Below are 14,317 nucleotides of genomic sequence, written 5' to 3'. Positions count from 1 at the left end.
CCCCTTTCCGTAATCCTGACCAGGAAGCAACCACCTTCGCCTGCAAGCAGGCTCCCACATCGCCGGGAACCTGTAGGAGCCTGCTTGCAGGCGAACACCGGGGGCTCCACAACGCTCACCGGGATCGTCCCTGCCTGCGGAAGATCGAAGACGCGACGCTTAGTCCCCGTCCATGCCCCGATAACGGCGCACGTGCGCCGGGTCGTACAGCGCACTGTCGCGGAAATCGCCCGGATCCAGCGCCGGCCCCACCAGGATCAGCGCCGAACGCCGCGTGGTCAGGGCCTCTGCCCGTTCCACGATATTGCCCAGCGAACCGCGCACCACGGTCTCGTCCGGCCAGCTGGCGCGGAAGACGATCGCCACCGGACAGTCGCAGCCGTAGTGCGGACGCAGGTCCTCGACCACGGTCTCGATATTGTGCAGCGACAGGTGGATCGCAAGGGTCGCCCCGGTCGCGGCGAAAGCCTCCAGCCGTTCGCGCTCCGGCATCGACGAGGCCCGTCCCGGCGTACGCGTCAGCACCACCGACTGTGCCACCTCCGGCACGGTCAGTTCGCGCCCCAGGGTCGCCGCGGCCGCGGAAAACGCCGGCACGCCCGGGGTGATGGTGTAGTCGATCCCGGCCGCCTCCAGGCGGCGGATCTGTTCGCCCAGCGCGCTGTACACCGACAGATCGCCGGAATGCAGTCGTGCGACATCCTCACCGGCCGCATGCGCGCGCTGGATCTCGTCCATGATCGCGTCCAGCGTCAACGGCGCGGTGTTGATCACACGCGCCCCCTCCGGCGCATGCTCCAGCACGGCCTCGGGTACCAGTGAACCCGCGTACAGGCATACCGGACAGGCCGCAATGCGATCGCGCCCGCGCAGGGTCAGCAGATCCGCGGCACCCGGCCCCGCTCCGACAAAATGAACCGTCATGATGACTCCTTGGATACGTGATGGGCATCGACCCAGGCCACCGCACAGCTGGCCCGCGCTGACAGACGACGCGGCAACAGCAAACGCGCGCCTGCGCCGGCTGCCGCCAGCGCCGCCGCCTCGGCCACCGACCCGACATCGGCGGTTGCACGTGCCCGCCGCGACTCCGTAAGCACTACGCCGTCGCAGTCCGCCAGCGCGGCCGCGGACAGAAATACGAGTTCCAGTTCCAGCTCGCGCGCCACCGTCGCCAGCATGGCGCTGTCGCTCTTGTGCGCCGGCGCCGCCAGCTGCCGGGCCCCGATCACCCCGGCACGCTCCGCTCCCGGCATGGCGCGGGCCTCGGCCAGAACCGCACGAATCAGACCCTCCAGCTCCCGCGTCGTACAGGCAGAGGCAAAGCCGACGCCTGGCACGACCCAGGATCCCGCCTGGTTCAACTCCGGTGCAGGGACCACAGGGTCACCGGCCGCAGCGGTTTCCAGCCCGACATCGCGCCCAGCGGTTCCGAGCGACTCACATTGATCCGTGTCAGCTCGCCACCATGGCGCTCGCGCGTCGCCGCCAGCACCGCATCGCCTTCCACCGTCACGCTGTTGGCGACCAGGCGCCCCCCCGGGCGCAGGCTCTCCACGCAGTGTTCCACCAGCCCGGGCGTCGTCAGCCCACCCCCGATGAAGATCGCGTCGGGGGCAGACAGGTCATCCAGCGCCTCCGGCGCGCGCCCGGAGATACATTGCAGGGCCGGGACCCCTAGGGCACGCGCATTGCGCCGGACCCGCTCCAGCCGCTCCGCACGCGGCTCGATGGCCACGGCGCGGTTCGCTGGATCCGCCAGCATCCACTCGATACCGACAGACCCCGACCCGGCGCCAATGTCCCACAGGCACTCGCCACGCCCGGGCGCCAGCAGGGCCAGCGTTACCGCACGCACCTCGCGCTTGGTAATCTGCCCGTCCTGCTCGAATTGATCCTCCGGCCGGCCGGCGCTCGCCGCGATCACGGAGGCCGTCGAGGACGCACGGCATTCCAGGGCGATCGTGTTCAGCGGATCCACCCCACATGTCCTCCATTCCGCCACCGTGGCGGCCTCTACGCGCTCCGAGGCCCCGTCCAGTTGTTCCAGAACGGTCAGGGTCGAGGCCCCGAAACCCAATTCATCGAGCCACTGGGCCAACTCGCCAGGCGTCTCACCGTCGCGGCTGAGGATCAGCAGCCGCGCGCCGTCGTGCAGCCACGGGCGCAGCGCCTCCATGGGCCGGCCGTGGACCGACAGGCAGCGGGTCTCCTGTAGCGGCCAGCCCATGCGCGCGGCGGCCAGGCTGAACGCCGATGGCACCGGAAACACGCGGGTGGCTTCCACCGGGAAACGCCGCAGCAATGTCGTGCCAACCCCGAACCAAAACGGATCGCCGCTGGCGAGCACGCACAGCGGCTTCCCCGCTCGCGCCTCGATCCAGTCGAAAGCAGTCTCCAGCGGCGAGGGCCACAGCAGACGTTCCTGCCCCGGCTGCGGCGGCAGCATCTCCAGATGCCGGGCCCCGCCGATCACCGTGGTCGCCTGCGCAACGGCCTCACGGGCCTCCGTTGCCAGTCCGGACAGGCCGTCCGCGCCCACACCGACAATGTTCAGCCATGGCGTTCGTTCGCTGTTCGTGGCTAGACTGGTCATCCTCATGAGCTCCCGTTCATCTCCTGACTCCAGCCCCAGGGCAGCTCGCCCCCGGCACGTTCTGCTGCTGGGCGGCACCACCGAGGCCGCAGCGCTGGAGCCGCTGCTGGATGCGCACCCGCGGCTGCAGGCCACCGTCTCGCTGGCCGGGCGCACCCGAAAACCGGGGCCGTCGCGGCTGCCTCGGCGCACCGGCGGGTTCGGCGGCGCCGACGGCCTGGCCGCCTGGCTGCACGCACACGCGATTGACGCACTGGTGGACGCGACCCACCCGTTCGCGCGGCAGATCTCGGCCAACGCCGTCACGGCCGCACGCAACACCGGCATCCCGCTGGCCCGACTGACCCGGCCGTCGTGGGAGGCCGGGCCGGAGGACCGCTGGATCCGCGTGCCCGACCTCGCGGCCGCCGCCCGCGCCCTTCCGGATATCGGCCGACGCGTGCTGCTGACCACCGGCCGCCAGCACCTGGAGGCCTTCGAGGCCGCGCCCGAGCTGGACTACGTGATCCGCACCATCGACCCGCCCGAACCGCCGCCGGCGCTGCCGCGGGTCACCTGGATCCACGCCCGGGGCCCGTTCACGGCCGAGGACGAGGCGCGCCTCTTGCGGGAACACGCGATTGACGTTCTGGTGACCAAGGACAGCGGCGGCGATGCCACGGCCGCCAAGCTGCAGGCGGCTCGCGAACGGGGTATCCCGGTCGTGATGGTCGAACGCCCGCCGGACGCCCCCGGGGTGCCACGATTCCACGCCCCGCAGGCGGTACTCGACTGGCTGGAGGATCTCCCGGACGCACACGGCTAACGCGGCTCCCGCCTCATTCCGCCGATTCGACATAACGCGGGGTGTACACATGCCGCCGGCCCGACGGACGCTCCACCACCCGGGTGGACGCGGCACCCACGATCACCAACGTGCTCATGTTCGCCGTGGTCGGGGCCACTTCGCCCAGGGAGGAGATCTGCACGTCTTCGCGTTCGCCGCGGCCCACCGCGGTGGCCAGCACAACCAGGGTGTTCGGCCCCTGCACCTCGCGTACGATGCCCAGTGCCTCGCCCAACTGCCAGGGACGTGCGCGCGAGATCGGGTTGTAGAAGGCCATGGCGAAGTCGGCCTCGGCCGCCAGCCGCACCCGACGCTGGATCAGCGACCAGGGTTTGAGATTGTCCGACAGCGAGATCACGCAGAAATCGTTCCCCAGCGGTGCGCCCAGTCGCGCGGCGGCCGCCTGCATCGCCGAAACCCCGGGGGCCACATCCACCTCGACGCCCCCCCAGCGCCGAGCTTGCGCCCCTTCCAGGGCCTCGAAGACCGCCGCTGCCATCGCAAACACGCCCGGATCGCCGCCCGAAACCACCGCCACGTCCCGCCCCTCGGCAGCCATGTCCAGGGCGTGGGTTGCGCGCGCCAGTTCCTCGCGGTTGTCCGAGGCGTGCACACGGTGATGGGCGCTCGCAATCCGTTCCAGGTACGGCCCGTATCCCACCAGATCGGTCGCCGCTTCGAGACGGGCAGCGACCTCCGGCGTAATCCATTCCGGCCCGGCTGGCCCCACCCCGACCACACTCAACCGACCAACCGCCTGATCGCCATCCCCGCTCATCGCCGAACCCCGCGCCCAGGAATCACGATCATCGAGAAATAGGGCACCCGCTCCGGGATCGCGGACAACGGCAGGACCCGCTCCTCCGGCGTACTCGCGCGCTCCACGTACCAGGCGCGCTCGTCCAGCCCCAGCTCCTGAAGGACACCGACCACCGCATCGCGATGGGTTCCGACCTTCATGATGACCGCCGCATCGGTCCCCTGCAGGGCCTGGCGCAGATCGTCGATCGGCATCGTGCCGGGGATCACGGTGAGCAGGTCATCACGCATAGTCAGCGGCGTCGACAATTGCGCAGCCGAGGCCATCATCGAGGTCACGCCAGGGACCACGTGGGTGGGAAACCGATCCTTCAGTCGCAGGTAGACGTGCATGAACGATCCGTAGAAGAACGGATCGCCCTCGTTCAGCACCACCACCGAACGCCCGGCTGCCAATTCGGCGGCCAGCTGCTCGGCGGCAGCGTCGAAAAACTGCTCGATGCGGCGGCGATACTCGTCGGAGCCGTGCGGGATCTCGTTGGTCACTGGATACTCCAGCGGCATCTCCTGCTGCCCGATACCCAGGTGGGCATCCACGATCGCACGCGCCTGGCCGCGGCCGCCCCGGCGACAGAAGTAGGCCACCACCGGGCTCTCGGCAATCAGCCGCGCGGCCTTCAGCGTCAGCAATTCGGGATCACCGGGCCCGGTGCCCACGCCATACAGACAGCCCGCATCCGAGGTTTCATGCAGATCGTGAGATGTCGTCATATCCGGTCACTCGCGAAGGCGTTGATGGCCGCCGCAGCCATGGCACTGCCACCCCGGCGTCCGAAAATGGTCAGGTAATCGAGATTCAGCGGGCTGCTGGCCAGCGCCTCCTTGCTCTCCACCGCGCCAACAAACCCCACCGGGATACCGAGCACGACGGCCGGCCGCGGCGCACCCTGGTGCAGCATCTCCAGCAGGTGAAACAGCGCCGTAGGTGCATTGCCAATGGCCACGACCGCGCCGTCCAGGTGCGGTCGCCACCATTCCAGCGCCGCCGCCGAACGCGTGGTGCCCAGACGCTCGGCGGCCGCCGCCACCCCGTCCTCCCGCAGGCTGCAGATCACCGGGTTGTCCGCCGGAAGCCGGGCCCGCGTGACCCCGTGCGCCACCATGTTGCTGTCGCACAGGATCGGCGCGCCGGCGGCCAGCGCCTCGCGGGCCGCCCGGGCCACGCCGGCCGAAAACCCGACGTCCCGCGGCAGGTCGGTCATGCCGCAGGCATGGATCATGCGCACCACCGCAGGCACCAGCTCCTGTGGAAAGCGGTCCAGTGCCGCCTCGGACCGGATAATCGCGAAGGACTCCCGGTAGATGGCCGCCCCGTCGCGGATATAGTCGGGTACGGCCCCGGCCGTATCGCTTTGCGTCATGCTGAATCTCCGTTGTTCATCTTCGCGTTCATACGTCTCGTCAGCACTGTTCCCTCCAGCCGTTGCAGGGCCTCGATCCTCGACTCATTCCCGCCACCCTCTTCGCGGGCGATAGCATCGAGGGCCGCGAGGGCCAGCTCGACTCGCCCCGGCTCCAGCCTCGTCAGCACGGTCTCCCAGCGCACGGGGGCGCGTTGCAGCGCCAGCTCATAGCGGCCTTCCCGCGCCGTGAGCAGGACCTGCGCATTCGCGGGACGCCCACAGTGCTTGTCGCAGCCACTCACATGCACCTGCCCGCCCCCCCCAAGCAGCCCGCAGGCAGCGGCTGCCTCTGCATCCGCCCGCGTGGCGGTACTGCCCGCGGAGCAACCCGTCTGCCCGATACAGGCACTCACCGCCAGGCGCGGGTCGTCCGGATCGGTCACGCCACCCCACTCGGTGACGCGGTCCGGCTCCACAGGAGGTACCCCGGTCACAAGCAGGCTGCGCCACGGCGTCAGCCGCAAGCGTCCGTCGTGCGCCCGGATATGCTCGGCGAGGCCCTGCAGGGCTTCGGCGCGCAAGGCCCCGAACGGAAACGCGATCCCGAAGGCGCGCCCGTTCAGACACATCCCAATCCCGGCATCCGCGTATCCGGGGATCCGCGCCGCGACCCAGTCCCCGCCCGGGAGCACTCGCTCCAGCCCCGGCGGCGTCAACTCGTTCGGGCCAAACCGGGCCACGGCGGCGGCCACCCGCCCCGGCGGATCCACCTCGCCTTCGCGCAATTCCACGAAGCGTTCGAGCACCGCCAGGGCGACGTCCACGACCTTCTCCGGGCGCGTCCAGCCAAGCACCGTGGCCGTGCGACTGGACGCGCCCACGGCCACCCGAAACCACACCCCTCCCAGCCCCGTACAGGCCTCCAGCCGCAGGTCCGCCGGCACTCTATCCAGCGGCAAATCGCCGCCGGCCTCTACCAGCACCCCCACCTTCGGCGGCAGTGCCCGCAGACGCGGGTACTCCCCCAGGGCCCGTTCGAGGGCCCGTGCGAGGGGCTGCACATCCATGGCTGCCTCCGGATCGATATCCGACACCGGGGCCACCAGGACATTGCGCACCGCCTCCACCGCGGGATCGTGGTCGGCCAGACCCGCGTTCTCCAGCTCGGCGCGAGCCGGTTCCAGCCCCGCGGTGTCCAGACCACGCAACTGCAGATTGCCGCGGCTGGTCAGCTCCAGGGCACCGGAACCAAAACGCCGCGCCACCTCCGCGAGGGTCTGCGCCTGCCCCGCATCCAGCCCCCCGATCGGGTGCCGCACCCGCATCAGCAGACCGTCCCCGGTGCTCATCGGCGCGGCCACCCCCGGACAGGCCCGGCGCACCCGTGAACGATCGGTACTCATGGTTTCACCCTGCCCGCGCTCATGTCCGGATCCGCACGCCACGCGCCACCAGGGCCCAGGCCAGCCCGCCGACGACGAGGGTCGCCCCCACGAGGACCCAGAAGGTCGTGGCCCAAGCGAAGGACCCGGTCCCCAGAAGACCGTAGCGAAACCCCTCGATCATGTAATACAGCGGGTTCAGCACCGCCAGGGACTGCCAGGGCTCCGGCATCCGTTCCACCGGGTAGAACAAGCCTCCCAGGTAGATCAGCGGGGTCAGCACGAACGTGGCCACCACGGAGGTATGGTCGAAGCTGCGCGCATACAGGCCGTTCAGAAGCCCGGCCAGAGCAAACAGCAAGGCGCTGATCAGCGCGATCCCCAGCGTGGCCGCCAGGTGGTGCAACTGGAGATTGGTGAATGGAATCGCGACCAGCGCGACCAGCGCCCCCGCCAGCAGCCCGCGGATCACACCGCCGGTGGCGAAGCCCGCCACAATCAGCCAGGCAGGCAGCGGCGCGACCAGCAGTTCCTCGATATGTCGCTGCAGCCGTGCGCCGTAGAACGCCAGCGTCACATTGCTGTAGGCATTGGTGGCCACCGCCAGGATGATCAGGCCGGGCAGGATGAAATCGGCGTAATCGACACCCCGCATGGTGCCGAGCTCGCGCCCGATCAGGTGACCGAAGATCACCAGGAACAGGACCGTCGTCACCACCGATGGCAGGAGGTTCTGCACCCAGGCGCGCAGGAAACGCCGCACCTGTTTGACCACCATCCCGCGGTAGGCAAATCCGTAGGCCGCGAGCCTCATGTCTCCCTCCCCGGCGGTGCGGCAGCGCGTTCCGCGATGCGCTGCAGGAACAGCGACTCGAGCCGGTTGCGCTTGTTGCGAACCCCCGCGACACGCACCCCCCTTGCGCCCAGGCGGTCGAACAGGTCATTCACCTCCATGCCCTGAGGCAGGTCGACCTCCAGGGTCCAGCGATCGGTCAGACGCATCGCCAACCCCTCCAGCGCCGGGGCCGCGTCCAGCGGCACGTTCAGTTCCAGCACCAGGGTCTGCACGTTCAGCCCGTGCAGCAGTTCGCCCGTATCACCGCGCGCGACGATCTCGCCCTGGTCCAGGATCGCCAGGGTGTCGCACAGGGTCTCGGCCTCCTCCAGGTAGTGGGTGGTCAGGAGGATCGTCACGCCATCCGCGTTCAAGCCTCGCAACAGCTCCCAGGTGGCATGGCGCCCCTCCAGGTCCACCCCCGCCGTCGGCTCGTCCAGGAGCAGGACGCGGGGGCGGTGCACCAGGGCCCGGGCAATCATCAGCCGCCGCTTCATACCACCCGACAGGCCCCAGGCCGACTGTGCGCGCCGGTCCAGCAACCCCGCCTGTTTCAGCACCTCGCCGGTTCGCTCGCGCGCGCGCCTCGGGGACAGCCCGTAGTAAGCCGCCTGGGCCTCGACGATCTCGCCCACCGGTTCGAAGCTGTTGAAGTTGACCTCCTGCGGTACCACGCCCATGCACGCCTTCGCCGCAACCGCCTGCGTGGCCACGTCGTACCCGCAGACCCGGATCGAGCCCCGATCCGCCCGCACCAGCGTGGTCAACAACCCCACCAGGGTGGTCTTGCCGGCCCCGTTCGGCCCCAGCAGGCCGAAGAAGCGGCCCGCCGGCACCTCCAGATCCACGTTCGCCAGCCCCACCCGGCCACCGGCGTAGCGCTTGGCCACCGACTGCAGGGCAATCGCCGCGGCCGTCATGGCGCGAGCCCCTCGGCACCATCCGCAAACCCGACGATGCGGCCCGCCCGATCCACCGCGCAGACCTCCAGCGCCGTGGTCTCCGGCAACATCCCGCGGGCCCGCTGCCAGGCGAGCGCACTGATCCGGTCGGCCAGCGCCACGCGTTGTTCCAGGCAGTCCGTGAGGGCCTGGGCACTGGTGTTGGCCGCGCGGATGCGCGCCACCAGGTCCGGGCTGGCACCCAGATCCGCGGCTTCCTCCGCCAGGGCGTCGAGATCGATGCGCGACTTGCGGCTATGGGCATCCAGATGCCCGGCCGCAAACTTGCTGAGCTTGCCGAAGCCCGCGGCCAGCACCACTGCGGGCAAGGGGTTGCGCCGCAGGTATTTCAGCGCCGCCCCGAACAGATCCCCCATCTCGATCAGCCCCATGTCATCCAGGCCGTAGCGATCGCGCACCGCCGCCTCGCTGGTGCCACCGGTACAGCAGGCCACGCGCGGACACGCGTTGGCGCGGGCCACGTCGATGGCCTGATGGATGGACGCGATATAGGCGGCACAGGAAAACGGCCGCACGATCCCGGTCGTGCCCAGGATCGAGAGACCCCCGAGGATGCCCAGGCGGGCGTTCATGGTCCGCGCCGCAATCCGTTCGCCGCCATCCACGCCAACCGTGACGCGAAAGCCCCCGCTGTAACCGCTCGCCTCGGCGAGCGCCTCCAGGTGGCCCTGCATCATGCGCCGCGGGACCGGATTGATCGCCGGTTCGCCCGGTGCCAGCACCAGACCCGGACGCGTGACCGTACCCACCCCGGCGCCTGCCATGAATTCGACGCCGGGCGCACCGCACAGGGTCACCTCGACCCAGACCCGCGCCCCGTGGGTCGCATCCGGGTCGTCACCGGCATCCTTGATGACCCCGGCGACCGCACCACCCGGGGTCGGTTCCAGGTCGTTCAGTGCCAGGTTTACCACCTGCCCCCTGGGCAGGGTGACCTCGACCGTCTGGAGCCGCTGCCCCTCCAGCAGCCAGCGAGCATCGGCGACGGCGGCCGCGGTCGCGCAGACACCGGTGGTCAGACCGGTGCGCAGGCGCCCGGTGGTCTCGGGCGTCTCCGGGCGCATGGCGCCCTGCGGATGGTTCGTGTCAGCCGATTTCATGCGTTCCCGGGACGGGCTGGGCACCTTGCGCGGCAATCGTCTCGCGCAGGCGCACCACCTCGCCCACGATCAGTAGCGCGGGCGACTGGATGGCGAGATCCGCCACCTGCTTCGGGAGCTCGGCCAGCGTGCCCTCGATGACGCGCTGCGTCGGGCGTGTGCCCTGCTCCACCAGCGCGGCCGGCATCGCACCATCCGCACCCGCCGCCATCATCTCGCCGCAGACCTCGGCCAGGGTGTGCAGCCCCATGTACACCACCAGAGTCTGCTGCGGCTGGACCAGGGAGGCCCAGTCAAGATCCGTCTCGCCGGCACGCCGATGGGCGGTCACGAACTGGCAGCGATAGGCATGATCACGATGGGTAAGCGGGATCCCGGCATACGCCGCGCAGCCACCCGCGGCGGTAATCCCCGGCACGATGCGGACCGGGATCCCGGCCGCGGCGATCGCCGCGGCCTCCTCGCCGCCGCGACCGTAGACGAACGGGTCCCCACCCTTCAGGCGCACCACGTAGTGCCCCTCCCGTGCCAGCGCGATCATGCGCTCGTTCAGGTCCCCTTGATCACAGCTGTGCCGTGAGCGCGCCTTGCCCACATACAGGCGCTGCGCCTGCGGGTTGGCCAGCTCGAGGATCGCCTCCGGGATCAGGCGGTCGTGCAGCAGGACATCGGCGTGCTGCATCGCGGCCACCGCGTCCAGCGTCAGCAGACCCGGATCGCCGGGCCCTGCTCCGACCAGATCCACGCAGCCGGGCTTTCGCTCGCCGCGCAACGGGATGCGGGCCCCGGCGTGCGCCCCAGGCCCGATCCGCGCCACCTTGTCCCGTTGCCGATCACTCATGCTCGAAACAGCTGCGCCGTGGCCGCGGGGTTGGAAGGGAACCAGGCATGTAGGTAAGTGGCGGTCAGGCGACCATCGCGATAGATCGCCTCCCCCTGCGAGCCCGTCCCGCGGGCCCGCCAGCAGTGGCCATAGGGTTCCAGACCAACCTCGGAGCGGGTGTGGTGAAAGGTATGCCCGCGCAGCTCGCCTTCCGGCAGCGGGGCCGCCTGGAGACCCAGGCCCTGCAAGCGGTCCGCCAGCTGGGCCTTGCCCGGCACCAGCCCGGCCATGGCCGCGGCATGGCCCTCGCGATCGGCCAGTTCGTCCAGCAGGTAGAGAAAGCCCCCGCACTCCGCCAGGATCGGGCGGCCCGCCGCATGATGGGCCTCCAGGTCCGACTTCAGGCCGGTATTGGCGGCTAGCTGATCCAGATACAACTCGGGGTAACCGCCCGGGAGCCAGACGGCATCGGCCTCTGGCAGCCCGTCCCCCGCAAGCGGGGAAAAGAACCGCAGCTCGGCGCCCATCTTCTCCAGCAGGCGCAGATTGGCCGGATACATGAAGGCGAAGGCCGCATCCCGCGCAATGGCAATGCGCACGCCGGACAGCGCCGCCTCGGTCGGCGCGATCGCCTCCGGATGAAAGGTCACCGGCTCCGGGAGCCCGGTCACTCCAGCCTCTTCGATCGCGGCCGCCGCAGCCTCCAGCCGCGCATCCAGATCGGCGATCTCCCCCGCCTGGACCAGACCCAGGTGACGATCCGGGACACTTAGCGTCTCGTTACGCTGCACGGCACCAAAGAAGCGGATCGCCTCCGGGGTGCACTCCTCCAGCATCCGCGCATGGCCGGGGCTACCCACCCGGTTGGCAATCACGCCGGCAAACGACAGGCCCGGACGGTAGGTCGACAAGCCATGCACCAGCGCCCCGAAGGTCTGGCCCATGCCGCTGGCATCGATCATGGCCAGGATTGGCAAGCCGAAGGCCTGGGCCAGATCCGCACCGGAGGGATCCCCGTCGAACAGCCCCATCGAGCCCTCCACCAGGATCAGGTCGGATTCCTGGGCCGCCTCGTACAGCATCGCCCGACAGGCTTCTTCCCCGACCATCCACAGATGCAGGGCGTCGACCGGGTGGCCAGAGGCCTGCTCCAGGATCATCGGGTCAAGGAAGTCGGGGCCGGTCTTGAACACGCGCACGCGGCGGCCCTGGTTGCGGTGGTAGCGGGCGATGGCGGCGGTGATCGTGGTCTTGCCCTGGCCCGAGGCCGGGGCCGCCACGAACGCGGCGGGGCAGCTCACACTCACAGCTCGATCCCCTTCTGCGCCTTGATGCCGGCCTGGAAGGCGTGCTTGACCACGCCGATCTCGCTGACGGTGTCGGCCGCCTCGATCATCGCCTTGGGCGCGGCGCGGCCGGTGGTGATCACGTGCTGCATCGGCGGGCGGTTGGCGAGGTCCCCGAGCACCTCGTCCACATCCAGGTACTGGTATTTCAGCGCGATGTGCAGCTCGTCGAGCAGCACCAGGTCGACGTTCGGGTCGCGCAGCATGTCGCGGGCATGCGCCCAGGCCTCGCGGGCCGCCTCCACGTCCTTCTCGCGGTCCTGGGTCTCCCAGGTGTAGCCCTCGCCCATCACGTGGTACTGCACGTGGTCCTGGCCACGGAAGAAGGCCTCCTCGCCGGTGGCGAACTGACCCTTGATGAACTGGACGATGCCGACCTGCATGCCGTGCCCCAGGGCCCGGGCGACCATGCCGAAGCCGGAGGAACTCTTGCCCTTGCCGTTGCCGGTCAGGATCAGGAACACGCCCTTCTCCTCCTGGGCCTCGGCGATCTTGCGGTCCACCACTTCCTTCTTGCGCGCCATACGCTGCGCGTGGCGTTCGGCCTTGGCCGCGTCGGTATCGTTGGTCATGTCGCTCTCTCCTGCAGTTCGTTATGGAAAAACGCGGTGCGGGTGCGGCCGGACAAGCTATTGGGCCTCCGCCCACTCGGTGTGCCGCGTTTCAAGCTCGGCCAGTCCATCCAGGATCACCGGTGCCGGGTGCGAGAAATACCCGCTTGGCAGATTCACCACCCTCACCGGGCTCGATGCGACCACCGCTCGGCAGCTGCGAGCCTCGGACCCAGAAAAGGTGAACACCACGTCAGCGTCATACTGGTTGATCAGATCGGCCAGTTCGTCCGTGTCCTCCGACAGCCTCAGGTGATGCACACCTGGCTGGTCCGCAACGACCTCGAATCCCGCGCGGGTGAAGGCATCATGCAGCCAGGTCTTCGGGCCGTACACGTAGGCCTGCGCGCTGCACGAGGACATCAGGACCGCACGCTCGCCGGAGGCCCCCACGGCATCGGCCGCCTCCTGCCACGCATCGTCGAATGCGGCGGCGCGCACCGCACCGTCGTCCAGGCCCGCAGCATCCGCAATGCGTTCGAGATTTTCGCGCACGGCATCCATCCCTTCGAAGCCGCCCAGCACGATGGCCCGGGTCCCGGCCGGCACGGTATCGGCCCAGTCATCGCGCTCGACCCAGCTCGAGGTGAACGCCAGATCCGGTTCGACGCGGCTGATCGCCTGCTCGTCCGGGTCCAGAATGCCGCCGGTATCCTCCACGTCGAGATCGTCGTAGCGGCTCGCCCCCACGATGCAGGGGGTCAGCTCCAGGTACTCCAGCGAGTGCGTAATGTACGGCGACTGGCTGACAATCCGCGGACACTCGCCCGCTGTCGCCGTTACCGGAAACACCAACCCCGCGGTCAGGACAAGGGCCAGAAACCCGGTCCCCGGGGTCCATGGCAAGCTGCAACCGAATGCGCGCGTGTATCGGCAGACCTGAGTGATCATCGGAAACTCCCCTTGATTATTGCCCGCGGGCCAACACGGTACGCAACGGCGTTCACTCGCCGATCAGGATCATGCGACCGGTGTCCGGGTCGCGGTACACCTGCCCCATGGACTCGTAACCGGAGCCAGCCTCGCCGGCGCCTTCGGGCGGGTCCGGGATCTCGCGCCCGGGTTCGATCTCGGCGCCGCCGCTGGCCGGTTCCAGCCCGCTACCCGAGGCGGCCATCACCACCATCAGGCCGACGGCGAACACCAGCATGATGTCGGCCAGATTGGCGAGGGGACCCATGGGCTCCTCGTCGGGCGCGTCGAAGCGCGAGGCGCGATAGTGCGGGACCCTCATGCCGCCGCCTCCATACGCTCCATCGCAGCGTCATACCAGCGCCGGCGCAACCGCCCGAGCAGAAAGCCGAGGATGCCGACCAGCAGCCCCAGCACCGTCGTGTTGAACGCCACCGTAACGGCCTGGGCGAGGATTTCCAGTTCGCCCCGGCCCATCGCGGCCAACCCTGGACCGAGCGGGATCAGCGTCCCCATCAGCCCGAGCATCGGGCCGATACGTGCCAGCAGATCGGCGCGGTCGATACGCCGCCGGGCACGGTAGGCGAGGCGTTCGGCATCGCCGCTCAGTTCCAGGCGGCGTACCCCACCAGAGCGTTCGCCCAGTGCCAGGCCCAGCTCCCAGACGGCCACCGCGACCAGCACCAGCAGGCCGATGATCACCGGCTCCAGCAGCCAGCGCACCACGGTATCCATCAGCTCCATCGTGATCGAGAAAGTCAT

At 69.5% G+C, this 14,317-nt stretch carries 17 protein-coding genes; 1 reads left to right on the top strand and 16 read right to left on the bottom strand.

Features of this window, described 5'->3' with window-relative positions; all coding sequences use genetic code 11:
- Positions 1–159: 159 nt before the first annotated feature.
- Genes cobM through G315_RS0109340 form a run of 3 tightly spaced genes read right to left on the bottom strand, consistent with a single transcriptional unit; the run spans position 160 to position 2,596 of the window.
- Positions 160–924, bottom strand: coding sequence for a precorrin-4 C(11)-methyltransferase (gene cobM / locus G315_RS0109350; RefSeq protein ID WP_018938719.1), 765 nt, complete (start codon positions 922–924; stop codon positions 160–162).
- Positions 921–1,364 carry a cobalamin biosynthesis protein gene (locus G315_RS0109345; protein WP_019612389.1) on the bottom strand — a complete coding sequence of 148 codons (444 nt, stop codon included), beginning with the start codon at positions 1,362–1,364 and terminating at the stop codon, positions 921–923. Before G315_RS0109345 ends, cobM begins: the two co-directional genes overlap by 4 nt.
- The gene (locus G315_RS0109340; protein WP_026338862.1) at positions 1,361–2,596 is read right to left on the bottom strand and encodes a bifunctional cobalt-precorrin-7 (C(5))-methyltransferase/cobalt-precorrin-6B (C(15))-methyltransferase; all 1,236 of its coding nucleotides are present in this window, start codon (positions 2,594–2,596) and stop codon (positions 1,361–1,363) included. The genes G315_RS0109345 and G315_RS0109340 overlap by 4 nt, the downstream gene beginning before the upstream one ends.
- 4 nt (positions 2,597–2,600) lie before the next feature.
- Here G315_RS0109340 and G315_RS0109335 point away from each other — a divergent pair, with 4 nt between their 5' ends.
- The gene (locus tag G315_RS0109335) at positions 2,601–3,401 is read left to right on the top strand and encodes a cobalt-precorrin-6A reductase (RefSeq protein ID WP_026338861.1); all 801 of its coding nucleotides are present in this window, start codon (positions 2,601–2,603) and stop codon (positions 3,399–3,401) included.
- A gap of 13 nt (positions 3,402–3,414) precedes the next feature.
- Here G315_RS0109335 and cobJ read toward each other — a convergent pair whose 3' ends face one another.
- From cobJ to G315_RS0109270, 13 genes are read right to left on the bottom strand one after another with little or no spacing between them, the layout of a single operon-like run.
- On the bottom strand, positions 3,415–4,200 hold the full coding sequence (cobJ, locus tag G315_RS0109330) for a precorrin-3B C(17)-methyltransferase (protein ID WP_019612386.1): 786 nt from the start codon (positions 4,198–4,200) through the stop codon (positions 3,415–3,417).
- Positions 4,197–4,952, bottom strand: coding sequence for a precorrin-2 C(20)-methyltransferase (locus G315_RS0109325; RefSeq protein WP_019612385.1), 756 nt, complete (start codon positions 4,950–4,952; stop codon positions 4,197–4,199). The genes cobJ and G315_RS0109325 overlap by 4 nt, the downstream gene beginning before the upstream one ends.
- Positions 4,949–5,602 carry a precorrin-8X methylmutase gene (locus G315_RS0109320; RefSeq protein WP_018940760.1) on the bottom strand — a complete coding sequence of 218 codons (654 nt, stop codon included), beginning with the start codon at positions 5,600–5,602 and terminating at the stop codon, positions 4,949–4,951. The genes G315_RS0109325 and G315_RS0109320 overlap by 4 nt, the downstream gene beginning before the upstream one ends.
- The gene (gene cobG, locus G315_RS0109315; RefSeq protein ID WP_019612384.1) at positions 5,599–6,987 is read right to left on the bottom strand and encodes a precorrin-3B synthase; all 1,389 of its coding nucleotides are present in this window, start codon (positions 6,985–6,987) and stop codon (positions 5,599–5,601) included. The genes G315_RS0109320 and cobG overlap by 4 nt, the downstream gene beginning before the upstream one ends.
- A 19-nt stretch (positions 6,988–7,006) precedes the next feature.
- On the bottom strand, positions 7,007–7,780 hold the full coding sequence (locus G315_RS0109310) for an ABC transporter permease (protein ID WP_019612383.1): 774 nt from the start codon (positions 7,778–7,780) through the stop codon (positions 7,007–7,009).
- Entirely contained in the window at positions 7,777–8,721 is a 945-nt protein-coding gene (locus G315_RS0109305; protein WP_019612382.1) for an ABC transporter ATP-binding protein, read from the bottom strand. Before G315_RS0109305 ends, G315_RS0109310 begins: the two co-directional genes overlap by 4 nt.
- On the bottom strand, positions 8,718–9,827 hold the full coding sequence (locus tag G315_RS0109300; RefSeq protein ID WP_019612381.1) for a cobalt-precorrin-5B (C(1))-methyltransferase: 1,110 nt from the start codon (positions 9,825–9,827) through the stop codon (positions 8,718–8,720). The genes G315_RS0109305 and G315_RS0109300 overlap by 4 nt, the downstream gene beginning before the upstream one ends.
- A gap of 22 nt (positions 9,828–9,849) precedes the next feature.
- Complete coding sequence (gene cobA, locus G315_RS0109295) at positions 9,850–10,704, bottom strand: uroporphyrinogen-III C-methyltransferase (RefSeq protein WP_019612380.1); 855 nt, start codon at positions 10,702–10,704, stop codon at positions 9,850–9,852.
- Positions 10,701–11,993 (bottom strand): cobyrinate a,c-diamide synthase, encoded by a 1,293-nt coding sequence (locus tag G315_RS0109290; RefSeq protein WP_018146018.1) that lies wholly within the window; start codon positions 11,991–11,993, stop codon positions 10,701–10,703. The genes cobA and G315_RS0109290 overlap by 4 nt, the downstream gene beginning before the upstream one ends.
- The gene (gene cobO / locus G315_RS0109285; protein ID WP_019612378.1) at positions 11,990–12,604 is read right to left on the bottom strand and encodes a cob(I)yrinic acid a,c-diamide adenosyltransferase; all 615 of its coding nucleotides are present in this window, start codon (positions 12,602–12,604) and stop codon (positions 11,990–11,992) included. Before cobO ends, G315_RS0109290 begins: the two co-directional genes overlap by 4 nt.
- A 57-nt stretch (positions 12,605–12,661) precedes the next feature.
- Entirely contained in the window at positions 12,662–13,534 is an 873-nt protein-coding gene (locus G315_RS0109280) for an ABC transporter substrate-binding protein (RefSeq protein WP_019612377.1), read from the bottom strand.
- Positions 13,535–13,586: 52 nt separating this feature from the next.
- Complete coding sequence (locus G315_RS0109275) at positions 13,587–13,877, bottom strand: DUF2149 domain-containing protein (RefSeq protein WP_017942375.1); 291 nt, start codon at positions 13,875–13,877, stop codon at positions 13,587–13,589.
- On the bottom strand, positions 13,874–14,317 hold the full coding sequence (locus G315_RS0109270) for a MotA/TolQ/ExbB proton channel family protein (RefSeq protein WP_019612376.1): 444 nt from the start codon (positions 14,315–14,317) through the stop codon (positions 13,874–13,876). Before G315_RS0109270 ends, G315_RS0109275 begins: the two co-directional genes overlap by 4 nt.

The sequence above is a fragment of the Thioalkalivibrio sp. AKL7 genome (assembly GCF_000381705.1).
In the GTDB taxonomy this organism is placed as follows: domain Bacteria; phylum Pseudomonadota; class Gammaproteobacteria; order Ectothiorhodospirales; family Ectothiorhodospiraceae; genus Thioalkalivibrio; species Thioalkalivibrio versutus.
The sequence above is the reverse complement of the archived record's forward strand: the minus strand, read 5'-3'. Positions and strand labels throughout refer to the sequence as shown.